Origin of the sequence: Xanthomonas albilineans (assembly GCF_009931595.1) — a bacterium.
Lineage (GTDB): Bacteria > Pseudomonadota > Gammaproteobacteria > Xanthomonadales > Xanthomonadaceae > Xanthomonas_A > Xanthomonas_A albilineans.
The window spans coordinates 1,191,697-1,216,344 of record NZ_CP046570.1; the positions used below are offsets into that span (position 1 = coordinate 1,191,697).

The window sequence follows — 24,648 nt, forward strand, 5'->3', positions numbered from 1 at the left end:
TGATTTTTAGGCGCAGTTGCCGGTGCACGCTTGACTGGTAGTGACGGCGATTTGTCCTTGGCGGCCTCGTTTGCGCGCGATAACGCGCTTCGCTACCTGGCGACCGATGTCTGATAGGCTCAGGTGCTCTGCACGCTTGGCGTGATTGCCGGTGACGCTGATAGGCAACTCATCGGCGCGAATGAGCAAGTCGCCTGAGGCAGGCTCACGCACTATGCGATGCGTCGCAGTCGCCCGAATAGATTGGCGATCCATACCTGGGCAATGCTGGAACTCGGATCCGCATGAACTTTAATGCGTGTGTTGCATCGACGAGTGCGCCACCAGCCGTCGTACCGCGCATTCGCGGCGTCGGCACTGCCACGCCTGACCATCGCTATTCGCAGTCGGATGTGTTGCAGCGCTTCGGGATCGAAGACTCCCGTCGGCGTCTTGTGTTCTTGCAAAATGGCATCGACTCGCGCAGCTTGGTATTGCCCGAGAGTGATGGGACAGCGCAGGCACCGCGCGAAACGCAGGCACAATTGCTCGACAAACACCGTGATATCGGCCTGGAAATCGGCGAGCGCGCATTGACTCGCTGTCTGCAGTCGATTGGTGCATCGCTGGAAGACGTGCGTTATCTGTGTTGCGTCACCACCACTGGCTTGCTGACCCCCGGCTTCAGTTCGCTGTTGATTCAACGCTTGGGAATGCGTCAGGACTGTGCTCGCTTGGATGTCGTCGGCATGGGCTGCAACGCTGGCCTGAACGGCTTCAATGCGGCGGTCAACTGGACCCATGCCAATGCGGGAAAACTCGCGATCTTGTTGTGCATCGAAGTGTGTTCGGCGGCTTACGTCGACGACGACGGGATCGAGACGGCGGTCGTCAACAGCTTGTTCGGCGATGGCGCAGCGGCATTGGCGGTGATCGCCGATGGCGATGACAGTGGCGATCCTCATTTAGGGCCGCGGGTGTGCAAATTCGCTAGCCAGGTGATTCCCGAAGCGCTGGATGCCATGCGTTTCGTTTGGGATGAAACCCATGGAAAGTTCCATTTTCGTCTGCATAAGGACGTGCCCTACGTGGTGGGGGCCAATGCGCCGACGGTGGTCGAGCGTTTGCTGGAGGGCACCGGGTTGCGTCGCCGCGATATCGCGCACTGGTTGGTGCATTCGGGTGGGCGCAAGGTCATCGATGCGATCTGCGCTAACTTAATGCTGACCAGCCACGACATGCGTCACACCATCGATGTGCTGCGCGAGCATGGCAACATGTCCAGCGGCTCGTTTCTGTTCTCATACGCGCGATTGCTCGATGAGGGGCAGATCCGCCCAGGCGATTGGGGCGTGATGATGACGATGGGGCCGGGATCGTCGATCGAGACGGCATTGTTGTGCTGGTAAGCCAAGTTTGATTCCGTTCATGAGCCCTGCGAATTTTCCATGAAACATCTCTCCAACCCCGCCCTGCATGTCGTGCATCTGGATATCGACGCCACCAGTATGCTGAGCGAGGCGTTGATTCAACGCATCAGCCTCGCCTGCGATGAGGTCGAAGACACTGCAATGCCTGCCGTGTTGCTCCTGCATTTGCGCGGTACGGCCACGTTGCCGGCTGACGTATCGTGGCCGGGTCTGGTGAGTCTGGATGTGGTCGGTCGCTGGGAAAAGGCGATGCGTCGCTTCGAGCGGCTGGAAGGTCTGTCACTGGCCTGCATCGAGAACGCCTGCACGGCCGGGATGTTGGATGTACTGCTGGCGGTGGATCGGAGCATCGCTATGCCGGGCGCCAGCATCCGCATGCACAGCGGCGAAGCCGCGTGGCCGAGCATGGCGATGCGGCGCATGAGTACGCATCTGGGTATCGGCGCGGCGCGCGCGGTGTTTCTGTTCGAAACCCAATTGGATTGCGCGCGCATGGCGCAGTTGGGGGTGGTCCATCAGGTCAGCGACGATCCTCAGGGGCTGATCTCCACATGGTTGGCGTCCCTGGCGGGCGTCGATATGCAGGTGCTGCCGAGTCGGCGTCTGTTGCTGCTCGAAGGCGCCGCGCATTCCTACGAACAGGCCGTGGGTCAACATCTGGCTGCCTGCGACATGGAACTGCGCCGCCGTCAGCGGCGCGTAGCACAACAGACGCCGGCCGAACACGCGCAAGACACATGCGTGCGTATGGCCTCGACATGACCCTGCTGGCGGAACAGTTGACGCAAGTACGTGCATTGGCGGCCTGGGGCGAACAGGAGCTGCTCGCCTTGCCAGTGCCTGCGCGGCGCGACCCGGCACAGGCGCAGTGCGCTGCCGCCGTGCATGCGCGCTGCCGGGCCGCGCGCATGGAGTTCATGCGCCAGCATGGCGGCTGGTTGTACGCGACGCTCACCCAGGATCATGCGTTGGCGCTGCGCCTGGACGAGTTGTTGCACGCAGTTGGCGATGCTGTGCCGGGTTTGTTGCCGAGCCAGGGGCAATGGGCGCGCGAACACGCCTGCATCCAGGCGGAAAAAGAAGGCTGGGAGATCGAGCAGGCCATCGTTCTGTGGGGCGTGTTGCGCCAGCCCGAGTGCGGCCACCATTTGATCGACAGCATGTTGCGTCCGAGCACGCGTGCGCTGGCGTTGCTGCCGCAGTTCCGCAACGACGCGCAGGTGCAGATCGGGCCGGTGCATGTGCAGCGCCGCGATGGCGCGGCCTGGTTGACCGTCGCCAATCAGAGCGGTCTGAATGCCGAGGACAATGCCTTGGTCGAGGCGATGGAAGTGGCGGTCGATCTCGCCCTGCTCGACGATGAGGTCATGGTCGGGGTCGTGCGTGGCGGTTTGATGGAGCATCCCAAGTACCGCGATCGACGGGTGTTCTGCTCGGGCATCAATCTTCAACATTTGTACCAGGGCAAGATTTCCTTTGTCGATTTCCTGCTGCGCCGCGAGTTCACTTATCTCAATAAGATTCGCCGCGGCCTGTGTTGGCCGGGCACGGATGTGCGCGAGCAGGGCATCGAAAAGCCCTGGGTGGCGGCGGTGGATGCGTTCGCCATTGGCGGCGGCCTGCAATTGATGCTGACCTTCGATCATGTGGTGGCCGAACGCCAGGCGTATTTCGTATTGCCCGCGGCCAAGGAAGGCATCGTGCCTGGTTCGGCCAATTTGCGTCTAGGCGCACGCGTGGGGCATCGGGTCAGTCGCGATATGATCCTGCGCGGACGCATCATCCAGGCCGATGAACCCGACGCCGCTGGCTTGGCCGACGCGGTCGTCGCCAGCGAGGCCATGGATGTAACCATCGCCCACGCTGTGCAGCAGATGCGCAGCGAAGCGGTGGCGCCGAACCGGCGTATGTTGCGGGTGGCGGAGGAATCGCCGGAGGATTTCCGCCGATACATGGTCGAATTCGTGTTGGTGCAGTCCAGTCGCATCTATGCGGACGACGTGCTGGCCCGCTTGCGCCAGCGGTGGGCTGCATGAGCAGGCAGCCCTCCGCTGACTTGGCCGCTGTGCCGCAGTTTGAAGCGGCAATGCTGGACCCGGCCGAGTTGCATCCCTGCCTCGGCGAGCCAGTGCTGGGGGCGATCGATTTTCTCAACGAAGTCATCGACCGCTATCCGCAGGCGATATCGTTCGCGCCTGGCGCACCGGCGGCGGCGTTGCTGGAATCGTTGGACCTGAACGTTTATCTGCAGACCTATCTTGCGCACATGATGCGCACCGAGGGCCTCAGCGAGCAGCAGGTGCGGCGTCGTCTGTTTCAGTACGGCCCCAGTCGCGGCATCATCAATGCACTGCTCGCGCAGGCGCTGCGCCAGGATCAGGGGCTGGATATCGCGCCGTCGAGCATCGTGGTCACCGTGGGCTTCCAGGAAGCGATGTTCCTGGTGCTACGTGCCTTGTTCGCCCAGCCCAGCGATGTTCTGGCGGTGGTGCAGCCGTGTTTCGTCGGTGCGATGGGCGCGGCGCGTGCGCTCGCGATCCCGTTGTTGGGCATCGACGAGGTCGATGGTCGCGTCGATCTGCAGGCCCTGCATCGCGCCTGCGCCCAATTGCGTGCGCAGGGCAGCCGTGTGCGCGCTTTGTACGTCGCGCCGGATATCTCCAATCCTTCGGGCAGTCTGCTGGATCGCGCGCAGCGCCAAGCCTTGCTCGATGCGGCCGACGCGCACGATTTCTACGTGCTGGAGGACAGCACCTACGGTTTCACTCTCCGTCCGGAGCATGCGGTTCCGTCGTTGAAGGCGATGGATCGCAGTGGACGCGTGATCCATCTGGGCACGTTCGCCAAGATCGCCTTGCCGGGAATCCGCGTCGGCTTCGTGATCGCCGATCAGGGCGTGGCCGGGCAGCCCCCGCGCGTGCTGGCCGATGCTCTGGCCACGCTCAAAAGCATGGTGACGGTCAATACCTCGCCGGTCTGCCAGGCCATCGCCGCGGGCATGCTGCTGGCCAGTGGAGGGTCGCTCGCGGCGCTGGGCGCGGATCGTGCGGCGTTCTATCAGGGCAAGCTCGCCTGTCTGCTGGCGGCGTTGCAGCGCGAACTCGGCGATGTCGCCGCCACGCATCCGGCCTTGCGCTGGAACCAACCGCAGGGCGGATTTTTTGTCTGCCTGCATCTCGGTGTGACAGTGGATACGGCCTTGCTGGAACTGGCCGCACGCGAATATGGCGTGCTGTGGACGCCGATGCGCATGTTCTATCTGGACGAGGGCGGGCAGCAGACCCTGCGTCTATCGTGCAGTTATCTGACCGAGGCGCAAATCGACGAAGGGGTGAAGCGGTTGCACCGCTTCCTGTGCGATCCGCGGGTGCTCGGATGAACGAGATGCCGGTGTTGTTCGAACGCGATGGTCATATCGCGCGCATCACCCTCAACCGTCCGAAGGTGTTGAACGCGCTTGATCTGGCGACGCATGCGGCCTTGGCCGACGCCTGGGATAGTTTCGAGCGCGACGACACGCTGTGGGTGGCCGTGCTCAGCGGCAGTGGCGCGCGCGCGTTCTCGGTCGGTCAGGATCTGAAGGAACTGGCGGCGCGTCTGCACGCGGGGGCGCCGTCGTCCTCGTTCGGCAGCCACGGCGCGCCCGGTTGGCCGCGCCTGACCGAGCGCTTCGAGCTGTGCAAGCCGGTGATCGCCAAGGTCAACGGCTTGGCGTTGGGAGGCGGATTCGAGTTGGCCCTGGCCTGCGACATCATCGTCGCCGCCGACACCGCCGAGTTTGCCTTGCCCGAAGCGCGGCTCGGGTTGATCCCCGGTGCTGGTGGGGTGTTCCGCCTGACCCGCCAGCTGCCGTATCGCACGGCGATGGGCTATCTGCTGAGCGGTCGGCGCATGGATGCGGCGCGTGCCTTGGCCCTGGGTCTGGTCAACGAGGTGGTCGCGCCGGAACACCTGGATGCCTGCGTGGAGCGTTGGGTGCAGGATCTGCTGGCGTGTGCGCCGTTGTCGCTGCGCGCGATCAAGCAAGCAGCGGCCACGTCGGCTTGCCTGCCACTGGCCGAGGCGTTCACCACCCGGTATTCCTGGGAAGAGCGTCGGCGGCTCAGCCAGGACAGCCGCGAAGGGCCACTGGCATTCGTGGAGAAGCGTCCGCCGCGATGGAGTGGCCAATGAACGCTTGCATACTGGCGGTGATCGGTCGAATCCGGATCGATGGTGCCGCCTCGCCCCTGCCAGAGGGGACGATGTGATGTTCATTCGGCGCTATCTACGCCGTCATGCCGGCACATTGGCGGGTATGTCGCTGCTGTCGGCGGCCAGTGCGGGCGCTTCGATGTTGCTGCTGGATTATCTCAACGCGACAGCGACCAACCTGCTGCACACGCCGATGGGTGACGCGCTGCTGCGCGGTGCGTTGCTGCTCGGCGCCGCGCTGGTGGTGCGCCTGCTGTCTGCGCGCCTGGCGGCGCATGTGGGCAGCGGATTGATGGCGGAACTGCGCGGGGAGCTGTCCACGCGCTTTCTGGATCTGCCCCTGGAGCAATTGATGCATCGCAAGCACGCCGTGTTCGGCGCTTTGATCGGGGATGTCGCTCGTCTGACCCAGATGATCCAGATGGGGCCGATGCTGTTGACCAACAGCCTGCTGTCGGTGGGTGGATTGCTGTACCTGGCCTGGGTCTCGCTGTCGTTGTTCGCGGTGGTGGTGCCTTTCATCGGCTTGTCGGGCGTGTTGTTCTATTTCACCCGGCGCTTCACCGGGCCGGCTTTCGACCGGATGCGCAAGGCCGAAGAGCGCCTCAATGGACTGCTGCGTACGTTGGTGGAGGGCAAAAAGGAACTGACCTTGTCGCCGGCGCGTGCCGGTCATTTCGCGCGCATGCAGTTGCGCCCGGCAATCGAGAACGCCCGTTGCACCCAGTTCGACACCAGCATGCATTGGGGCATCAGCGACGCCTGCGCCGAGTTGCTCGGCTATGGCTGGGTCTTGGCGGCGATCCTGGCCGGACGTTATCTGTTCGCGGTACCGTCGCCCACCATTTTGCACTTCGTCATCACTGGCTTGTTCATCAGCGGTCCGCTCAATGCGCTGTTCGATCTCGGCGCCCAGGTCGCTAGCGCATCGGCGAGCGTGCGTCATTTGCGCGAGGTGGGGCTCGACGATGCGCCAAGCGCGCCGTTTGCTCCCGCACTGGCCGCAGACATCCAGGACGGCAGCGTGCCCGCAACGGTGGAAGCCACATGGACCACGCTGCGCCTGGAGCGCGTGATCTATCGCTATACCGGTGCCAATGGCGACGACTTCCAGTTCGGCCCGGTGGATCTGAGCTTGCGGCGCGGTGAGACTGTCTTCGTCACTGGCGGTAATGGCAGCGGCAAATCGACACTGTTGTTGCTGCTCAGCGGACTGCTGCGGCCCAGCGAGGGACGCATTCTCGTCGATGGTCGCGTGCTGGGCGAAGACTTGGCGCTGACGCGCTATCGGGCCATGTTCAGTGCGGTCTTCTTCGATTTCATGTTGTTCGAACACGTGATCGGCGCCGACGCCGCACCGGCCGATCCGGCTCAGGTACAGGCTTGGCTGGAGCGGGTGAATCTGGACGCAAAGGTCGATTTCGACCGGATCCAGGGCGTGTTCTCGCAGGTGGAGCTGTCGCAGGGGCAGCGCAAGCGCCTTGCCCTGGTTCAGGCGTGCCTGGACGATCGTCAGATCATGCTGTTCGACGAACTCACCGCCGATCAGGACCAGGCTTTTCGCGAGCGGTTCTATACGGTGCTGTTGCCGGCCTTGCGTGCCAGTGGCAAAACATTGGTGTTGGTCACTCACGATCAGGGCTACCGTCATGTGGCCGACCGCGTATTGACCCTCGACTATGGTTGCATGACCGAATCCTCGCCGGTGTGCGGGGAACAGGACGATCTACACACAGACGCCCCGGCGCTGCACAAGCGGCAGGCCCACGGTATCGTGTCGGGCGTCTGATCGAGCAAGATTCACTGGCGCGTCGAACGTGCGGCCGGCGCCCAGCGCATCGTCAGATGCGTGCAATATGCCGCCACTCATCCCCATCGGAGGACGCACACATGTCAATCCAAGACGACGAACAAGATCATAACTATGTCGTGGTGATCAACCACGAGGAGCAGTACGCATTGTGGCCGGACTATGCCGACGTCCCGAATGGGTGGTCGGTGGTGTTCGGCCCCAATCCGAAGCAGGCTTGCTTGGATTATGTCAACGAGCACTGGACCGATATGCGTCCGAAAAGCCTGCGCGATGCGATGGCGGCGGCGGGGCACTGAGCGCCATATCGTCCCCCTCCTGGCGGCGTGTGCTGTCGGGAGGGGCAGGGGGCGAGCATGTGCGCTCTGGCGTTTTTGCCGCTCAGGGCGCGGGAAGTCGCAGTTCCCGCATTGCGAACAGGCACTCGCCGTCGATGTCGCGCGTGCGGCAGTGGCTCAGGAATTGTTCGGCCTCGCGCAAGCCCAGAGGCTCGCCGGATGGGTTGATTGCCCGCACATGATTGAGCCAGGGCTCCTGGCCCATCGTATAGATGCCGGAGCCGCAGCAGGATGTCCGGACGAAGATGCTCGCGATGGCGATGGGTGATCAGTACATAGTCGATGTGCGCGGGCAGGATTGATCCATGGGTCACCCATCAGTGCCGGGTCTCGCGCCGCCTGTGCCGGTGGAATCGGCTGTCCCAAGAATCCAGTGATTCAGCAATGGGCGCGCTACCGCGTTGGCACGCAAGTAGCCGCGTGTATCGGACATGGGGCGTGCCCGGGTCAGAGGGTGATCTCACAACGGCCGAACAGCAGTTCGGCATGGTGGCCCGCCGCGCGCGCGGTCGCTTCCAATTGGCGCGCTTCGCGGAATTGCGGCAGATCCTCCGAATACAGGATGCTGGTGATGTGGGTGACCCAAGGTTCGGCGCCCATAGCGTAGACGTAGAGCCGCTCGGGCAGGAAGAACGCCTGCAGCGCACTGGCCAGTGCGTGGTCGCAGCCATCGAGTCGGCGCGATTGGTCCTCGCCGCGGGTCAGCATCTTCTGCAGCAGCGGGCCGTACAGCCACGTCGCCGGCGCGCCGACGCACTCCATGCCCAGGAACATGCAGTGAATCTTCGGGAACATGGCTTTCAGTTGCGCATAGAATTCGACCATCGGTGGACGCGAGTCGGCGAACAGCACGCAGACCTTGCCGTCCAATTCCACCGCGTGCACCAGTTTGGCGCGGATATCCAGATCGGCATGTTCGCCGTAGAACGGCGCACCGACGATTCTTCCTCGCGGGAAACGCAGTTCTTCGTAGTCGGCCAGTTCCACCACATTGGAAAAGCCGCATTGCTCCAGGCACAGCTTCAGGGAAATATCCTGTAAATCGCCGCCGCCGGCGCGTCCCACCACCACGGTGCCGATGCGGTGACGGATCCGCAGCAGCGATTCCATCACCACATGGTCCTGGTGCGGATGGGTGATGAGCAGATAATCGATCTTCGCCGGTAGATCGTCGAAGGTGAAATGGTCGATGGCGCATTCGCCGGGATAGCTGATCAGCGGATCGATCAGGATGCTCACGCCCGCGCCTTCGATCAGCACGCAGGCATGGCCGAAGTAGCGCACGCGCACGCCGTCCGGGGCAGGATGCTCGGGCAGCGGTGCGTCGGTCAGCAACGCGCGGGCGTCCTCGCGCGTGGTGCCGCTCGGTGCGTAACCCAGGATCAGATCGATCAGGGCCTCGGCATCGGCCATGCCGCCGCACAGCTGGTCCCAGAACGGATCGGCGAACGGCGCATTCAATTCCAGCGAGCCGGCGGCCGATGGCAATTGCGGCGTGCTGAGCGCAAATGCGCGCTCCTGGTCGCTGACCGGCTCCAGCACCGCACTTTGCAGGCCGGGGTCGTAGGCGCTGCTGGCGTAGAACTGGCGCTCCATGAAACGCACGCCAGGCTGCTTGCTGACGTCGTAGAAGATTTCCAGCTTGTCGCGGATCAACGGGTCGAACTTGGCGTACAGCCCTGCCAGGCCGGCGCCCTTGGCCTCGCTCTGCAACACGCTGTAGACCGCGCTGATCGCTTCGGCATACTGCAACTGCGTTGCGCAGCGTTGTAGTGTCTGATCGCGGAAGGTGCGGATGTCGGCCACGTCGCCGGCATGATCGATGAAGGGGCCGCCTCGCATGTCCGGCTCGCGCAGCGCCGCGCGGTGCTGCTCCGGATCCTCCAGGAACGACTCCATCATCGACAGATGCGAGTGCTGCGTGTACAGGCCGAAGGTCAACGGCGAGATCAGATAGGGATGGGCAAACCATCCGTTGACGCGCGGAAGCAGACGGACATGCTCGGAGAGCCGGAACCAGGGGGATGTCATCATGGGCGGGCCTAGGGAACGTGCAGCAGCGTAGGCGTGCAGTGTGGCATGCAGGGCACGCAGCGGCTTGCACCATCGTGGCAACCGCTTGCCGCAGCGCGCCATTCCGGCCGTGCCGGGGCCTGCGTGCTGTGCGTGGCTATCGCACCCCGTGCATCATCCGCCGCAGCAGCGGTGCGGCGAGGAAGGCCAGCACCGCACAGCCCGCGCCGATCCACAGCATGAGCCAGAACAGATGCGCGTACTTGGCGGCGGCGTCGGCGAGGTCGAGCGCCTGACCGTCCGGCACCTCGATCGCGGCCAGTTTGCCGAACAGCGCCGCCAGCGCCTCCGAGAACGCGGTCGCCAGGAACCATGTGCCCATCATCAGGCTGACCACGCGCGGCACCGCAAGCTGGCTCACCGCCGACAGGCCGACCGGCGACAGGCACATCTCGCCGATCTCCAGCACGAAGTAGGCCAGCACCAGCCACCACACGCTGGCGACCTGTCCGCTGCCGCCGACCTGCTGTGCGGCCAGCGCGAGCGGGACGAACGAGAGTCCGGCCAGCAGCAGGCCCAGCGCCGATTTGGCCGGCTTGGACGGTTCGCGTCCGCGTCGCGCCAGCCACGCCCACAGCGCCGCGAACAGTGGTGCCAGCAGCACTAGGAACAGCGCACCCAGGTAGGTCAGCGAACCGGCGGTCTGCGGCAACACCAGGCAGTCGCGGAGCAGGAACAGCAGCATCAACGCACTGAACGCGACGAACAGTGTGCGCGGCGCGGTCGAGCCGGGGCGGTGGTCGGAGAGCGTGGCGGCCAGGACGAAGCCCAGCGGCGCCAGCAACAGCGAGGCGATCGACCACGGCAGCGGCGTGCCGTCGTGGATCACCAGGGTCGGTACGATGTCCTTGGTCATCAGTCGGTCGGTGAAGGTGACCCACGACCCATAGGTCTGCTCGTACAGGGTGAAATACACCAGCGCCATCGCGATCAGCACCATCAGCGCGATCATCTGCTGGCGCTGCACCGGGGTGCATTGCGTGCCGCTGAACCAGGCGAACCACAGCAACACCGCGCCGAGCACTAGCAGCATCAGCAACAAGGCCAGCGAGATTTCGCCGCCGAGGCTGAAGGCGCCATTGGCCGCGGCCCACATCAGCGCGGCGACCGGCACCACGCCCAGCACCGCCGCCAGATATATGGCCCATTCGCGTTTAAGCCCGAGCACGCGTTCGCGCAGCAGCGCCGGCTGTGCCGGTTCGGCATGTCGGTGCAGATATTTCTGCCCCCACAGGAACATGCCCAGGCCGAGCACCATGCCGATGCCGGCGGCGCCGAAGCCGTAGCGCCAGCCATAGGCTTCGCCGAGAAAGCCGCAGACCAGCGACGCGAACAGCGCACCCAGGTTGATCCCGGCATAGAACAGCGAGAACCCGGCGTCGCGGCGCGGGTCGTTGTCGGGGTAGAGCTTGCCGACGATGGTGGAGATGTTCGGCTTGAGGAAGCCCACGCCCATGATGATCAGCGCCAGCGACAGGTAGGTCACCCCTAGCGCCGCGGTATCGCGGACCACTCCGCCATTCACCCGCGTGGCGACATGGCCCTCGACAGCCATGCCTAGGTGGCCGAGCACCAGCAACAGACCGCCGAACACCACCGCCTTGCGCATGCCCAGCCAGCGGTCGGCGAGCAATCCGCCCAACACCGGCACGCAGTACACCAGTCCACCGTAGGCGCCGAGCAGGTCGAGCCCGGCCTTGTCGCCGAACAGGTGGTACTTGGTCAGATACAGCAGCAACAGCGCCTTCATCCCGTAGAAGGAAAAACGTTCCCACATCTCGGTGAAGAAACAGACGTAGACGCCCTTGGGATGACCGAGAAAATCGTCGCGGGTATCGCGCAGCGGTAGCGAGGACACAGACACTATCGATCTCGATAGGGGGACAGCGGCGCAGTATAGGTGTGCCGACGCCGTGCCTGGATCGCCGCGTTCGTAAGCACGCGATCCGTTTTTCACGCGCAGTGTCATCTTGCGTCGGTCACCTTCTTCCCTCGCCGGTCCTTCTGCACGGTCCGATCACTTTGGCCTGCGCCAACACGTTGCTTGCTTGCGCACTGGACTTGCCGCGTCCCAGCCGCTAGCGTGCAGGGCGTTTTTTCGTTTCAGGGATTGCCATGAACAACACTGCCGCGCCGCGTCAGCTCACTTTCCGTGCGGTCGTGCTGGCGATCGTGCTGGCCGTGGTGCTGTCAGCCGCCAATGCCTATCTCGGTCTGTTCGCTGGGCTGACCATCGCCACCGCGATTCCGGCGGCGGTGGTGTCGATGGGCGTGTTGCGCCTGCTGGGCGGCGGCACCATTCTGGAAAACAACATCGTGCAGACCGGTGCATCGGCTGGCTCGTCGATTGCGGCCGGCGTGATCTTCACCATCCCGGCGCTGGTCATCATGGGGTACTGGCCAGACTTCAGATATTGGTGGGTGCTGGGCATCGCCGGCATGGGGGGGCTGCTCGGGGTGCTGTTCTCGGTGCCGCTGCGCCGGGCGATGATCGTCGAGGATCCGCTGCCGTTTCCCGAGGGCAAGGCCGCCGCGGAAGTGCTCAAGGCCGGCGAAAATCCCGGTCCCGGGCTGAAGATCCTGAGCCTGTCCGCGGCGATCGGCGGCTTGGTCAAACTCGGCGCGGCCAGTGGCTTGAAGGTCATTCCCGATACCTGGGCGCAGGCGGTCTATCTGGGCGGCAGCAAGATGGTCGGTTACGTCGGCACCAGCCTGTCGCCAGCGCTGCTGGGCGTGGGCTACATTGTCGGACTCAACGTCGGCATCGTGGTGCTGTTCGGCTCGATCCTGTCCTGGCATCTGGCCATTCCGTTGTACCAGCAGTTTTTCATGGACATGGACCCGGTGCTGGCGCACAGCCTGGTGGGCGCGTCGGCGGCCGATGCGGCGTTCGGCATCTGGGCCGCCAAGGTCCGCTACCTCGGCGTGGGCGCGATGCTCATTGGCGGGGTGTGGACGTTGTTCTCGCTGCGCAGGTCGCTGTTGTCCGGGATCCGGAGCGGGTTCGCCGCCGCGCGCAAGCGCAACGATGGCAACGTCGTCGCCGACACCGACCGTGACCTGCCGATGAAGTGGATGCTGCTGGCGCTGCTACTGTGTACGCTGCCGTTGTTGGGCCTGTACCAGACCATCGTCGGCCAGTGGCATGTCAGCGTGCCGATGACCGTCATCATGATCGTCGCCGGCTTTCTGTTCGTTTCGGTTTCCGGCTACCTGGCCGGCCTGATCGGCTCGTCGAACAACCCGGTATCGGGCATCACCATCTCCACTATCCTGTTCGCCTCGGCGGTGCTGGTGCTGCTGCTCGGGCGCGATTCGCCCATCGGCGCGGTCGCCGCGATCATGATCGGCGCGGTGGTGTGCTGCGCGGCCGCGGTCGGTGGCGACAATCTGCAGGATCTGAAAGCCGGCTATCTGGTCGGGGCGACGCCGTGGAAACAGCAATTGATGCTGGCCATTGGGGCGTTCTCCTGCGCGTTGATCATGGCGCCGGTCTTGAATCTGCTGGCCCAGGCCTATGGCATCGGCGCAGCGACGCCGCAGCATCCCAATGCGTTGGCCGCGCCGCAAGCCACGTTGATGGCGTCGGTGGCCAAGGGCTTGTTCGGCGGCGAACTGCCATGGACCATGATCTGGATCGGCATGGGGGTCGGCGCGGCGATCATTGCCGTGGATGCGTGGCTGAAGCAGAGCGGTAAACGCTTCCGTGCGCCGGTGCTGGCTGCTGCCATCGGTATCTACCTGCCGCTGGAGCTGATGGTGCCGATTTTCCTCGGTGGCCTGATCGCGCATCTGGTCGAGCGCTTCCACAACATCCACGCCGACGACGAAGCCGGGCGCGACCGCGTGCATCGCCCCGGCGTGCTGTTCTCCGCTGGCCTGATTACCGGCGAGGCGTTGATGGGGATCGCCATCGCCGTGCCGATCGTGCTTTCCGGCCGCGCCGACGTGCTTGCGTTGCCGGGCGGGTTCCATTTGAACCAGTGGTGCGGCCTGGCGCTGCTCGCGCTCGTCGGTGGGTTGCTTTACCGCACTGGTCGCAAGGGGGACGTGGCGGCTCCGCCGCGCGGCTGAGTCCTGCGCCACAATGTTGTACCGTCGCTCGGTCGCCTGCCGCGCGGCGGCTGTTGGCAGGTGCAGATGCGACGCCCTGGTGCGTGCGTCGTCATCCCAGACGCTGCGCTGGCGCTGGTCGGTGCCATGTGCTTTGCGTTCCAGCGACGCGCGCCACGCTGCTCCCTAAAGTCCAGGCGCTCTGCCATGACTTCATGCCTTTGCACCACGTCCACCAGCATGCCTAACATCTACCTTTTGTCCTGTTTTGGAGACCCTTGATGACCTTGCGTTACGCTCTGCTGCCCTTGGCCCTGCTGACCGTGTTGCCCGCGCTGGCGGCCCCGCGCGGTTTCGATGTCCGCGACATGGTCGCGCTGGATCGGGTGTCCTCGCCGTTGCTGACGCCCGATGGCCGCAGCGTGATCTTCGCCAAGCAGCAGATGGACAAGGCCACCGACAAGGCCAGCACCGCGCTGTGGCTGCGCGATCTGCGCGATCTGCGCGGTGGCGATGCGGCCACGCCCAAGCGGCTGACCCCGGAGGGCTGGAACGTCAATACGCCGCAGCTGTCGGCCGACGGCAAGACCGTGTATTTCCTCAGTGCCAAGTCTGGCCGGCAACAGGTGTACGCGCTGCCGCTGGCTGGCGGCACGCCGCGCCAGCTCACCGATGTTCCGCTGGATGTGGACAGCTATCACGTCGCGCCGCAGGGCGACCGCGTCGCCTTCAGTGTCGCCGTGTTCCAGGACTGCCTGTCGGACCTGGGCTGCACCCAGAAACGTCTGCAGGCCAAGAAACAGGCCAAGGCCAGCGGCGAGGTGTTCGACCATCTGTTCGTGCGCCACTGGGACACCTGGAACGATGGCCGTCGCAACAGCCTGTTCGTCGCGGCACTGCCGGGCGGGGCCAAGGCCAAGCCGGTGATCGCCGCCAAGGCGGTCAGCGTCACTCTGGACGGCGACATCCCGTCCAAGCCGTTCGGCGGTGGTGACGACTACACCTGGGCGCCGGACGGGCAGTCGCTGGTCGCCAGCGTGCGCGTGGCCGGGCGTCAGGAGCCGTGGTCGACCAACTTCGATCTATACCGGCTGGATCCCGCCGGCAAGGCGGCGCCGGTCAATCTGACCGCGTCCAATCCAGCCTGGGATGCCGGCCCGGTGTTCTCCGCCGATGGCAAGACCCTGTATTACCGTGCGATGAAGCGCCCCGGTTTCGAAGCCGACCGTTTCGAGCTGATGGCGATGGATGTGGTCAGCGGCAAGACCCGCGCGATCGTCCCGCAGTGGGATCGCTCGGCCATCGGCATCGCGCTGTCGGCCAACGGCGCCACCCTCTACACCACCGCCGACGACATGGGCCAGCATCCGCTGTTCGCGGTCGATCTCGCCAACGGCCAGGTCCGCCGTCTCGTCGCCGACGGCACCATCGGTACCCCGGTGGTGGCCGGCGGTACCTTGGCCTTCACCCGCGATAGCCTCAAGAGCGGCGACCAGATCGTCGTTGCCGACGCCGATGGACAACATGTCCGTGCCATCACCCCCAGCACCAGCGAGCTGCTGCCCGGCGTGGCCTTCGGCGACTACGAGCAGTTCGCGTTCAAGGGCTGGAACAACGACACCGTGCACGGCTACGTGGTCAAACCGTACAACTACCAGGAAGGCAAGACCTACCCGGTCGCGTTCCTTATTCACGGCGGCCCGCAAGGCACGTTCGGCAATGGCTGGAGTAACCGCTGGAATCCACAGACGTATGCGGGGCAGGGCTACGCCGTGGTGATGATCGACTTCCACGGTTCCACCGGCTATGGCCAGGCCTTCACCGACGCGATCAGCCAGCACTGGGGCGATCGTCCGCTGGAGGACCTGCAAAAAGGCTGGGAGGCGGCGCTGAAAAAATACCGCTTCCTCAATGGCAGCAAAGCCTGCGCGCTCGGCGCCAGCTATGGCGGTTACATGGTGTATTGGATGGCCGGCAACTGGAACCAGCCCTGGAAGTGTCTGGTCGATCACGATGGCGTGTTCGACAATCGCATGATGGGGTATGCCACCGAGGAACTGTGGTTCAGCGAATGGGAAAATGGCGGGACGCCATGGCAGAACCCGGCCGGCTACGAAAAGTTCAATCCGATTGTGCACGTGGATAAATGGAAAGTGCCGATGCTGGTGATCCACGGCCAGCAGGATTTCCGTATTCCGATGGAACAGGGCTTGGCGGCGTTCGGTGCATTACAGCGCAAAGGCATCGAATCCAAGTTTCTGTATTTCCCGGATGAAAATCATTGGGTGCTCAAGCCGCAAAACAGCATTTTGTGGCACGACACGGTCAATGCGTGGTTGAAGCAACATCTCGGCGAATGAAAGTCGCCGGGGCGCATTGCACCTTTTCGCAGAGCGCATCCGCAACATCCGCCATCGGGCCGACATGCCGCTTGATGGCGGATTTTTTCAAGCAAGCCGCACCGCAACCGCGTGAAATTTCGTGAATAGGCGCGCGGCATGCCATTGCTCGGCAGGCGGAGCCCGGGGCGGCGTCGCAATCCGCCGCCGCTGACATCGCATGGTGTGGGATTGACGGTTCTTCCGTACTTGGTATTGACAGCCGTTCCGCACCTGGCCCAGCATAGGGTTTCAATCCGGCGAAACAGGGATAGAGGCGGGAATGAAGGGAATCAAATGGGCAGGTGCCGGCGTTTTATTCCTGACGATGGCGGTCGCTGGCTTGTGTTTCATCGGCTGGCGATTGCGGATGCTGTTGAGCGTGCATACGCCGCTGGCGTGGAATACCAGGATCGAGTATTGCAAGGTCATCCACTAGCTTGCTTATCTGCCTTATGCGGGGCAGATCAAGCTGGCTGGCGCACTCGGCTTCGGTGTGCCGCTGCTGGCTTGGCTGAGCGTGCTGATTGCGCTGTTTGCTGCACGTCGCTGTGGCGTAAGATCGCAGGCACAGCGGGAAAGGTCGACTCAACGGAGAGGTCACGCGCGATGAGCCAGGACACCGACGATCAAGACGATCAAGACGATCAAAGCGACAATCCCTATCGCCCGCGCAAACTCAAGGTGCGCGATCCGCTGCACGATCTGCAGCTCCTGCGCGATATGGCGATCATCAATGCGCGGGTGCGCGCCGAACTGGGGCCGCTGCCACCTGGCGGATTGCCGGTGGAACCCAAGCGTAAACCCGCACCGTGGCCGTACCGGCCTGCCGCCGCATCCGCGACCCATCCCCCCGAGGACGACCCGATGAAACTGCAACACCTTGCCGCCACCGCCATCATGCCGCTGGCCCTGACCGCTGCGGGTTGCTCCAAAAGCATCGATGTCGGCAATGACGGCGCCACCGGCCACCTCAATCCGCACCCGGTCAAACGCTACGAAGTCATCGCCACCTCCCATGCGCCGGGGCCATGGGATACAATCAAGGCGTATATCGGGTATGACGTCATCAATGAGAAATGCGTGCCGATGATGCCGTTCGTTGGTGTACGACAGACGCCTAATACTGGTCTCGATGTTCCCATGACACAGGTGGACGATCACACGTGGAAGGGGTATTTTTATCGCGACGCCTTGCTGGATGAGGACTACTTCAAGCTTGGCTTGTGCCACTGGGATGTCACGAGTGTAGGTGTCAGCGCAAGAGTGAAAGGTGTAACGTTCGGCTGGGGTGGTATGTTGGTGGAACTCCTACATGACAGTCCTGAGACGAGTTATTTTAAGAAGAGCGTGTATGGGGATACTTCTTTCGCTCCCTATGGCGCGCCTGACTACTCTCCCCTTCGTCCTGAATACAAACAGAGCCCGAGTGATTTCTTTCCAGTCACCATTGCTGTCAAGGAAGCTAAGCCATGAATCCTGCCGATCAAGCGCGCGCCGATGCGGCCATTGATTCCTATAGAAACCGTTCGCAGGGCGATGTTGGAAATAATAGCAAGTACGTGTTCCTTGAAGGGAAAAAATACCAATTTTTTGGCTACGCGAACGACAATATTACCGGATTCCATGCGACGGCCTATCAAAATATCGCGACTGGTAACATCATCATCGCCTACCGTGGCACCGACACGGATTTATTTACTGGCGAGACCAAGGCGGAAAAAGCGCAGCATGCGCTCACCACTCTCCAGGACATCGCCGTCGATGCCACGATGGTGCGCGACGCCGTCAATCCGCAAAAAGCCGCCGCCGATGCGTTCACCGCGCAGATGCTCGCCAAGGCGGCCAAGCAGGGCATCACCAAGGACCAGGTGACCGTCGCCGGCCACTCCCTCGGCGGCGCGCTGGCGCAGATCGAAGCGGCCAAATACGGCCTGGCTGGCTCCACCTACAACGCTTACGGCGCGAGGGGGCTGACCGATGGCACGCCGCAGCCCGGCTGCCACGTGACCAATTACCGCATGGCCGGCGATGTGGTGAGCGCGGCGAGCCCTCACGTCGGCAGCATGGTGTCGTTGGCCAGTCATGACGATGTGCAGAGCCTGCGCGCTGGCCGGTATCTGGATGCGCCCGTCGGCGCGCCGCCCCCGAATGTCCTGCTGGCGATGCGATTGGGCGATCACGGTGCCGGCCAGTACTTCGGCAGCCAAAGTCCGGACAACGTCCTGGCCCCGCATCATTTCAGCGAAGCGTCGCAGCGTTACGCCGACCATCAAGCGGCCTTCGAGCATTTCACCTGGGAGGTTGCTCACGAACGTGCCGAATTGTCCCAGGCGCTACGCCAGATGCGCGCGCACCCTGGCCAGACCCATCTGCCAGCGGACATCCAGCGGCAGGTGAACGAATACCTGACGTTGAACGGGGACTCGTCGCTGCGCGATGCCATCGAACATAACGCGCACGTGCAGGGTGCAGCACACAGTTTGCACGATGCCGGCGATGCCGCGCGCTCGGTTGGCCATGCGGTACACGACATGGACGAGCGCATGGCCTCGGCGGCGCATCGGGCGGGTGTTGCGGCTTTCCCATTGAACCCCACGGCGTCGCTGGTCGGCTTGGCGGCGGGCGAAGCGGCGCATCTGCACGGGCGAGTTGCAGATGCTGCGGGCCGCTATGTCGGCGATCAATTCGAGTGGGCGAAAAACGCCGTCGAACAGGGGGCGCACCATGTTGCCGAGGCGGCGCAGCGGGCCATCCACGACCCTGACGTCCAGGCGGCAGGGGCCAATGTCGTGAATCAGGCGGTCGATCTCTATCATGGCGCGCAGTCCGCCGCACATTCGTCCGCCGGACAGGCCGTTGGGCAAGCATACGACGGGATCAAATACATCGTCTCGCCCGGCATCGACGTGGTCGAGCACGCCGCCGGGCAAGCCTACGACACGCTGACGCATCCGGGACAGTGGTTCCAGCACAGCGCGCCAGCAGCATCCATCCCTCCCACATCGACGAACGCGGACACGTCTTCCTCCTCTTCATCATCATCCGCTGCTGCCGGGTCCATGCCGCCCCCCGCCATGGTGGACAGGCACGTGGGCCTGCAGGAAGACCACGCCGCCCAACAGCACCAGGAACGCATCCAACAGGCGCAGCAGTACGCCCCGCACCTGGCGCAAGTCCACCGACAGACACAGCCGTCACCCGCTCACAGCGCCCCGGCCCATGAAAAACCGGCCAGCGTGGACATGCAGGAACAGGCGCGGATCGCGCAATTGCAGCAGCAGGAACAGCACGCGCAGGCAGCGCGCGAGCAACAACAGCGCCTCGCGCAGCAACACGTGCAGTTGCACCGCCAGGCTATGGATGCGCAGCAACGCGAACACGAACAGCGCCACAGCCAAGATCCCCGGTCGCATCAACACGAACAGCGCCAAGCGGGCGAGGCGATGTTGTACACCCCGCCGACGCGCCTACCGCGTTCGGATGAGCATCTCCAAGACTTCCGTCATCCGGGCCATGCGCTGCACTCGCGCTATACCCTGTTCAAGAACGCGCTGGAACAGTCCTGCACTCTGCCCAGGCATGGCGATAAATTGCCTTACGGTCCAGCGCAGCAGGAACGGCTGGCCGCCGGGTTCACCGACGCGCTCGGCATCAATCCGCAATACAGACACAACATCAAAGGCTTCAAGCAGCACGAGGGCCAACTGTTGGCCTACGACCATCCCGGTTCGATCTACGAAAAGAGCAAGGTGGTGCGGATCGATCCCGAACAGGCGCTGGCGAAGTCGCCCGAGCAGCATGCCGCCACCTGGCGGGCACGGGAAGCGACCCATGCACCGGCACCGCCAAGCCGCGCCATCGCGCCCGTGGCGATCACCGCCGAGGACATGCGCCATCCGGCGCACCCGCGTCATGCGCTGTTCGAGCAGGCGCGCGATGCCATTGCCGATGCACATGAACGCTGGGGTCGTCCGGTGCCGGATCCGGAGCAGTTGGACCGCCGCGCTGCGCAAGTCGTCGTGGAGACACGCAAACTGTGGCAGACCGAAGTGGACAAGATCTACCTGGGGATGACGGAGGGCGCTGCGACCCAGACGCCGAAATACGTGGTGCAGTCCCACGGACAGATATGGGCGAGAGTCGATGCGCTGCAACTGACGCAAGCGCCGGACGTGGCCCAGGCCAGCCAGCAATTGCAGACGGTGGAGCAGCAGAACCTCGCCGAGCAGGCGATGCTGGCCCAGCGCGCGGCGCAGATGCAAGGGCAGGGGCTGGTCATGAAGCTGTAGGCGGTATCCGAATTCATCCATGCAACACCGCATGGACGAACACGCGCTGCTGGAGCAGACCGAGCCGGGTGAGCCCATGTCGCTGCTGGTTTATCTACAACCCATGTCGGCTCACAGTGACTCTGGCGGTAGCCAGCAAATCAGGCCATGAGCCAATGACTCACGCCAACCCGCCTTCGCCATCGTCGTGGCGTTCCAGTCAACGCTGAGCAGGACATCAGTGGGGTATCGCTATGCGCTACATGGGCGTTTTGCGCTGTCGGGAGCCACGCTTTACTGCTTCCCCTCGGGCCGCTAATCACCAAGCAGACGGGGTTGCCGTTGGCCAGGATGCGGATTACCAATTTGCTCGCAACTGGTTTACCATTTTGCGCATCATCAAAGCCAAACATGGGTGGCCCGCGGCGACGCCGGCCGAGCGTGCGACATGAGCACTACCACCGCTCCCGTTTGAATTACCGCACAAGGCTATCCGAGCAGGCGCCCTTGTGGCGCCTTCTTTGTCTGTTACGTCCTGCCATGGCTGTAAGCCAAGCCGACGTACAGCCGCTCGCCGGTTCCCATTTTCCTTAATTGTCGACGCCCATGATTACGATCACGCTTCCCGACGGCAGCCGCCGTGACTTCGAACATCCTGTCAGCCCCATGGAGGTGGCTCAGTCCATTGGTCCGGGCTTGGCCAAGGCGACCATCGCCGGCCAGGTCGACGGCCGCCTGGTCGATGCCTCCGACCTCATCGACCACGATGCCAATCTGCGCCTCATCACCGCCAAGGACGAGGAGGGCGTGGACATCATCCGCCACTCCTGTGCGCATCTGGTCGGTCACGCGGTCAAGCAGTTGTATCCAGAGGCCAAGATGGTCATCGGGCCGGTCATCGCCGAAGGGTTCTACTACGACATCTACAGCGCACGTCCGTTTACCCCAGAGGACATGGCGGCGATCGAGCGGCGCATGCAGGAACTGATCGCGCAGGATTACGATGTGATCAAAAAGGTCACCCCGCGCGCGGAGGTGATCGAGGTGTTCCAGCAGCGCGGCGAGGACTATAAGCTGCGTCTGATCGCGGACATGCCCGAGGACGTCACCGCCATGGGCCTGTACTACCATCAGGAGTACGTGGACATGTGCCGTGGGCCGCACGTGCCGAACACGCGCTTCCTCAAGGCGTTCAAGCTGACCCGCATCTCCGGTGCCTACTGGCGCGGTGACGCCAAGAACGAACAGTTGCAGCGCATTTACGGCACCGCCTGGGCCGACAAGAAGCAACTCGATGCCTACATCCTGCGTATGGAAGAGGCGGACAAGCGCGACCATCGCAAGATCGCCAAGGCGCTGGATCTGTTCCACTTGCAGGAAGAAGGGCCGGGTCTGGTGTTCTGGCATCCCAAGGGGTGGTCGATCTGGCAGGTGGTCGAGCAGTACATGCGCAAGGTGTACCGCGACAACGGCTACGGCGAGGTGCGTTGCCCGCAGATTCTGGACGTGTCGCTGTGGCAGCAGTCCGGTCACTGGGACAACTACCAGGACAACATGTTCTTCACCGAGTCGGAAAAGCGCACTTACGCGGTCAAGCCGATGAATTGCCCCGGCCATGTGCAGGTGTTCAACCAGGGCCTGCACAGCTATCGCGACCTGCCGATTCGCTACGGCGAGTTCGGCGCCTGCCACCGCAACGAGCCGTCCGGTGCGTTGCACGGCATCCTGCGGGTGCGCGGTTTCACCCAGGACGATGGCCACATCTTCTGTACCGAGCAGCAGATCGAGGCCGAGGTCACCGCCTTCCATCGCCAGGCACTGAAGGTGTACACGGATTTTGGTTTCGACGACATCCAGATCAAGATCGCCCTGCGCCCGGAAAAGCGCCTGGGTGAGGATGCGACCTGGGACAAGGCCGAAGCCGCGCTGCGTGCCGCGCTCGGCGCTTGCGGGGTGGAGTGGCAGGAGCTGCCGGGCGAGGGTGCGTTCTACGGTCCGAAAATCGAGTATCACCTGAAGGACGCGATTGGCCGCACCTGGCAGCTCGGCACCATGCAGGTGGATTTCATGATGCCCGGCCGCCTCGGTGCCGAGTACGTGGACGAACACAGCCAGAAGCGGCATCCGGTGATGCTGCATCGTGCCATCGTCGGCTCGATGGAGCGCTTCATCGGCATCCTGATCGAGCACCACGCCGGTGTCTTCCCGGCTTGGCTGGCGCCGGTGCAGGCGATGGTTATGAACATCACCGATGCTCAGGCTGACTATGTAGACAGCGTGCGGAAACTCCTTGCAAATCAAGGCTTCCGCATCGAGGCCGATTTGCGGAACGAAAAAATCGGCTATAAGATTCGCGAACACACGCTGCAGCGGGTGCCGTACCTGTTAGTCGTGGGCGACCGCGAAAAGGAAAACGGCGCCATTGCGGTACGCACGCGCTCGGGGGAGGACTTGGGGACCATGTCGGTTGCCGACTTCGCCGAGCGTTTACGCGCCGAGCAGTCGGCGTAAGATCACCCTGCCGCGGACGGAACTTCCGTTCGCGGTATTCCGATTCCACTTGGAGATTGCAACATCAGTACCCCTGACAACAAACAGAACCGCAAAAATCAAGAGATCCGCGTTCCCCGGGTGCGCGTGATCGGCGCCGATGGCGAGATGGTGGGCGTGTTGAGCCGCGACGAAGCGCTGGCGATGGCTGAAGAAGACGGCCTGGATCTGGTCGAAATCCAGCCGCAGGCCGATCCGCCGGTCTGCAAGATCATGGACTTCGGCAAGTTCAAGTTCGAACAGCAGAAAAAGGCCAACGAGGCCAAGAAGAAGACCAAACAGGTCGAGATCAAGGAAATCAAGTTCCGTCCGGTCACCGACGAGGGCGATTACCAGATCAAGTTGCGCAACATGCGCCGTTTCCTCGAAGAGGGCGATAAGGTCAAGGTCAATATTCGCTTCCGTGGCCGCGAAATGAGCCACCAGGAGCTTGGCCGCGAGATGGCGGCCCGGATCGAGGCCGACCTGGGCGAAGACATCGTCATCGAATCGCGTCCGCGCCTGGAAGGGCGGCAAATGGTGATGATGATCGCGCCGAAGAAGCGCTGATCCCAGAGCACCTGCGATCGCGTCGCCAGTCTCTGCGGTGAGGCCGCTGTCGGGATGGCGCACGCCGGTCGGTGGCAGACGCGCCGCCCGCATGCCGGTGGCGCGTGGGTACGCTGTCCTCCCGAGCTGCAACGAACTACATGATTTGCAAGGCATTCCAAGCCCTGGCATAATAGGCGGCCCAGTTCGCTGGGTTTGCCGTTTGAGCGGCAATCAGGACCTGCTCTGATCCCTTGCGGATCAAAAGCTTACAAGCCGGTAAGGGCACGGATGGAAAGCGTGGCGCCGCCACCGCCCTGACCAGTGACAAAACACTCTCAAGGACATTGCAATGCCCAAGATCAAGACCAACCGGGCGGCGGCCAAGCGTTTCCGCAAGACCGCCTCCGGCAAGTACAAGGCCGGCCACGCCAACCGTAGCCACATCCTCACCAAGAAAGCGACCAAGCGCAAGCGCAACCTGCGGCAGACGAACCACGTCCGTGCCGAGGACGCAGGCCGTCTTGACCGTATGCTGCCCTACCTCTGAGGACTGAACCATGGCTCGAGTCAAGCGTGGCGTCCAGGCGCGCCGTCGTCACAAGAAAGTTCTGAACCTCGCCAAGGGCTACTACAACGCCCGCCGCAAGGTCTTCCGCGTCGCCAAGCAGGCGGTGATCAAGGCCCAGCAGTACGCCTACATCGGCCGCAAGCAGAAGAAGCGCAATTTCCGTTCGCTGTGGATCACCCGCATCAATGCGGCGGCCCGCATCAACGGTATGAGCTATAGCCGTTTCATGAACGGCCTGCTCAAGGCGGGCATTACCCTCGACCGCAAGGTGCTGGCCGACATCGCCGTGCACGACGCACAGGGCTTTGCCGCCCTGGCGGAGAAGGCGAAGGGCGCGCTGGCGGCATAAATGCGGGTCCCTCGCAGGAACCTGCATGGTGTATGCGGGTTTTTCGACGAGGTGCAATCGCACGCATGCGGGGGAAGGGCGCGAGTCCTTCCCCTTTTGCGTTTTGGGTGTCCCGCAGGCGGGG

At 63.4% G+C, this 24,648-nt stretch carries 19 protein-coding genes; 15 read left to right on the forward strand and 4 right to left on the reverse strand.

The genetic code is table 11. The annotated features are described in order from the left end of the window. The first annotated feature begins 284 nt into the window (after window positions 1–284). The 7 genes from dpgA to XaFJ1_RS05030 all read left to right on the forward strand — a co-directional run bounded on the left by dpgA (window position 285) and on the right by XaFJ1_RS05030 (window position 7,712). On the forward strand, window positions 285–1,388 hold the full coding sequence (gene dpgA, locus XaFJ1_RS05000) for a 3,5-dihydroxyphenylacetyl-CoA synthase DpgA (RefSeq protein ID WP_012915582.1): 1,104 nt from the start codon (window positions 285–287) through the stop codon (window positions 1,386–1,388). A 39-nt stretch (window positions 1,389–1,427) separates the two neighbouring features. Further along, window positions 1,428–2,171, forward strand: a complete 744-nt coding sequence (gene dpgB, locus XaFJ1_RS05005; RefSeq protein WP_012915583.1) for an enoyl-CoA-hydratase DpgB — start codon at window positions 1,428–1,430, stop codon at window positions 2,169–2,171. Next, window positions 2,147–3,445 carry an enoyl-CoA hydratase/isomerase family protein gene (locus XaFJ1_RS05010; protein ID WP_230596700.1) on the forward strand — a complete coding sequence of 433 codons (1,299 nt, stop codon included), beginning with the start codon at window positions 2,147–2,149 and terminating at the stop codon, window positions 3,443–3,445. The genes dpgB and XaFJ1_RS05010 overlap by 25 nt, the downstream gene beginning before the upstream one ends. Beyond that, entirely contained in the window at window positions 3,442–4,788 is a 1,347-nt protein-coding gene (locus XaFJ1_RS05015) for an aminotransferase-like domain-containing protein (RefSeq protein ID WP_012915585.1), read from the forward strand. Before XaFJ1_RS05010 ends, XaFJ1_RS05015 begins: the two co-directional genes overlap by 4 nt. After that, window positions 4,785–5,582 carry an enoyl-CoA-hydratase DpgD gene (gene dpgD, locus XaFJ1_RS05020; RefSeq protein ID WP_012915586.1) on the forward strand — a complete coding sequence of 266 codons (798 nt, stop codon included), beginning with the start codon at window positions 4,785–4,787 and terminating at the stop codon, window positions 5,580–5,582. The genes XaFJ1_RS05015 and dpgD overlap by 4 nt, the downstream gene beginning before the upstream one ends. A 76-nt stretch (window positions 5,583–5,658) precedes the next feature. Continuing rightward, the gene (locus XaFJ1_RS05025; protein WP_012915587.1) at window positions 5,659–7,392 is read left to right on the forward strand and encodes a cyclic peptide export ABC transporter; all 1,734 of its coding nucleotides are present in this window, start codon (window positions 5,659–5,661) and stop codon (window positions 7,390–7,392) included. Between the two features lie 101 nt (window positions 7,393–7,493). Beyond that, a complete protein-coding gene (locus XaFJ1_RS05030; RefSeq protein WP_012915588.1) occupies window positions 7,494–7,712 on the forward strand; it encodes an MbtH family protein in 219 nt (72 codons plus the stop codon). An 82-nt stretch (window positions 7,713–7,794) separates the two neighbouring features. On the opposite strand, the gene XaFJ1_RS05035 is transcribed toward XaFJ1_RS05030, so the two are convergent. The 3 genes from XaFJ1_RS05035 to XaFJ1_RS05045 form a co-directional block, all read right to left on the reverse strand. Beyond that, window positions 7,795–7,956 carry a hypothetical protein gene (locus tag XaFJ1_RS05035; protein WP_155393645.1) on the reverse strand — a complete coding sequence of 54 codons (162 nt, stop codon included), beginning with the start codon at window positions 7,954–7,956 and terminating at the stop codon, window positions 7,795–7,797. Between the two features lie 242 nt (window positions 7,957–8,198). Further along, entirely contained in the window at window positions 8,199–9,785 is a 1,587-nt protein-coding gene (locus tag XaFJ1_RS05040) for an MBL fold metallo-hydrolase (RefSeq protein ID WP_012915589.1), read from the reverse strand. 136 nt (window positions 9,786–9,921) lie between these two features. Then, window positions 9,922–11,688 (reverse strand): peptide MFS transporter, encoded by a 1,767-nt coding sequence (locus XaFJ1_RS05045; RefSeq protein WP_012915590.1) that lies wholly within the window; start codon window positions 11,686–11,688, stop codon window positions 9,922–9,924. Between the two features lie 251 nt (window positions 11,689–11,939). On the opposite strand from XaFJ1_RS05045, the gene XaFJ1_RS05050 reads away from it, so the two are divergent. Together XaFJ1_RS05050 and XaFJ1_RS05055 are read left to right on the forward strand one after the other, a co-directional pair. After that, on the forward strand, window positions 11,940–13,898 hold the full coding sequence (locus XaFJ1_RS05050; RefSeq protein WP_012915591.1) for an OPT family oligopeptide transporter: 1,959 nt from the start codon (window positions 11,940–11,942) through the stop codon (window positions 13,896–13,898). Between the two features lie 260 nt (window positions 13,899–14,158). Then, window positions 14,159–16,237 (forward strand): dipeptidyl-peptidase 5, encoded by a 2,079-nt coding sequence (locus tag XaFJ1_RS05055; RefSeq protein WP_012915592.1) that lies wholly within the window; start codon window positions 14,159–14,161, stop codon window positions 16,235–16,237. Window positions 16,238–16,507: 270 nt separating this feature from the next. Here the strand turns inward: XaFJ1_RS05055 and XaFJ1_RS05060 are convergent, their stop codons facing one another. Then, window positions 16,508–16,687, reverse strand: a complete 180-nt coding sequence (locus XaFJ1_RS05060) for a hypothetical protein (RefSeq protein WP_155393076.1) — start codon at window positions 16,685–16,687, stop codon at window positions 16,508–16,510. Between the two features lie 177 nt (window positions 16,688–16,864). Here XaFJ1_RS05060 and XaFJ1_RS15870 point away from each other — a divergent pair, with 177 nt between their 5' ends. The 6 genes from XaFJ1_RS15870 to rplT all read left to right on the forward strand — a co-directional run bounded on the left by XaFJ1_RS15870 (window position 16,865) and on the right by rplT (window position 24,524). Next, window positions 16,865–17,731, forward strand: a complete 867-nt coding sequence (locus XaFJ1_RS15870) for a hypothetical protein (RefSeq protein WP_012915593.1) — start codon at window positions 16,865–16,867, stop codon at window positions 17,729–17,731. Next, window positions 17,728–20,547, forward strand: a complete 2,820-nt coding sequence (locus tag XaFJ1_RS05070) for an XVIPCD domain-containing protein (protein ID WP_012915594.1) — start codon at window positions 17,728–17,730, stop codon at window positions 20,545–20,547. Before XaFJ1_RS15870 ends, XaFJ1_RS05070 begins: the two co-directional genes overlap by 4 nt. A 585-nt stretch (window positions 20,548–21,132) precedes the next feature. Further along, complete coding sequence (gene thrS / locus XaFJ1_RS05075) at window positions 21,133–23,037, forward strand: threonine--tRNA ligase (RefSeq protein ID WP_012915595.1); 1,905 nt, start codon at window positions 21,133–21,135, stop codon at window positions 23,035–23,037. A gap of 63 nt (window positions 23,038–23,100) precedes the next feature. Next, window positions 23,101–23,625: a translation initiation factor IF-3 gene (gene infC / locus XaFJ1_RS05080; protein ID WP_230596011.1), complete on the forward strand. Its 525-nt coding sequence runs from the start codon at window positions 23,101–23,103 to the stop codon at window positions 23,623–23,625. 331 nt (window positions 23,626–23,956) lie between these two features. Continuing rightward, window positions 23,957–24,154, forward strand: coding sequence for a 50S ribosomal protein L35 (gene rpmI / locus XaFJ1_RS05085; RefSeq protein ID WP_010342861.1), 198 nt, complete (start codon window positions 23,957–23,959; stop codon window positions 24,152–24,154). Window positions 24,155–24,164: 10 nt separating this feature from the next. Then, a complete protein-coding gene (gene rplT / locus XaFJ1_RS05090; protein WP_010342859.1) occupies window positions 24,165–24,524 on the forward strand; it encodes a 50S ribosomal protein L20 in 360 nt (119 codons plus the stop codon). Window positions 24,525–24,648: the final 124 nt, after the last annotated feature.

Bases quoted from the DNA above. Each gene is read 5' to 3' on its own strand.
- rpmI (WP_010342861.1), top strand. From the start codon at position 23,957: ATGCCCAAGATCAAGACCAACCGGGCGGCGGCCAAGCGTTTCCGCAAG.
- dpgB (WP_012915583.1), top strand. From the start codon at position 1,428: ATGAAACATCTCTCCAACCCCGCCCTGCATGTCGTGCATCTGGATATC.
- XaFJ1_RS15870 (WP_012915593.1), top strand. From the start codon at position 16,865: ATGAGCCAGGACACCGACGATCAAGACGATCAAGACGATCAAAGCGAC.
- XaFJ1_RS05040 (WP_012915589.1), bottom strand. From the start codon at position 9,785: ATGATGACATCCCCCTGGTTCCGGCTCTCCGAGCATGTCCGTCTGCTT.
- XaFJ1_RS05025 (WP_012915587.1), top strand. From the start codon at position 5,659: ATGTTCATTCGGCGCTATCTACGCCGTCATGCCGGCACATTGGCGGGT.
- XaFJ1_RS05010 (WP_230596700.1), top strand. From the start codon at position 2,147: ATGCGTGCGTATGGCCTCGACATGACCCTGCTGGCGGAACAGTTGACG.
- XaFJ1_RS05015 (WP_012915585.1), top strand. From the start codon at position 3,442: ATGAGCAGGCAGCCCTCCGCTGACTTGGCCGCTGTGCCGCAGTTTGAA.
- XaFJ1_RS05060 (WP_155393076.1), bottom strand. From the start codon at position 16,687: ATGACCTTGCAATACTCGATCCTGGTATTCCACGCCAGCGGCGTATGC.
- XaFJ1_RS05050 (WP_012915591.1), top strand. From the start codon at position 11,940: ATGAACAACACTGCCGCGCCGCGTCAGCTCACTTTCCGTGCGGTCGTG.
- XaFJ1_RS05035 (WP_155393645.1), bottom strand. From the start codon at position 7,956: ATGGGCCAGGAGCCCTGGCTCAATCATGTGCGGGCAATCAACCCATCC.
- dpgA (WP_012915582.1), top strand. From the start codon at position 285: ATGAACTTTAATGCGTGTGTTGCATCGACGAGTGCGCCACCAGCCGTC.
- dpgD (WP_012915586.1), top strand. From the start codon at position 4,785: ATGAACGAGATGCCGGTGTTGTTCGAACGCGATGGTCATATCGCGCGC.
- thrS (WP_012915595.1), top strand. From the start codon at position 21,133: ATGATTACGATCACGCTTCCCGACGGCAGCCGCCGTGACTTCGAACAT.
- XaFJ1_RS05070 (WP_012915594.1), top strand. From the start codon at position 17,728: ATGAATCCTGCCGATCAAGCGCGCGCCGATGCGGCCATTGATTCCTAT.
- rplT (WP_010342859.1), top strand. From the start codon at position 24,165: ATGGCTCGAGTCAAGCGTGGCGTCCAGGCGCGCCGTCGTCACAAGAAA.
- XaFJ1_RS05030 (WP_012915588.1), top strand. From the start codon at position 7,494: ATGTCAATCCAAGACGACGAACAAGATCATAACTATGTCGTGGTGATC.
- XaFJ1_RS05055 (WP_012915592.1), top strand. From the start codon at position 14,159: ATGACCTTGCGTTACGCTCTGCTGCCCTTGGCCCTGCTGACCGTGTTG.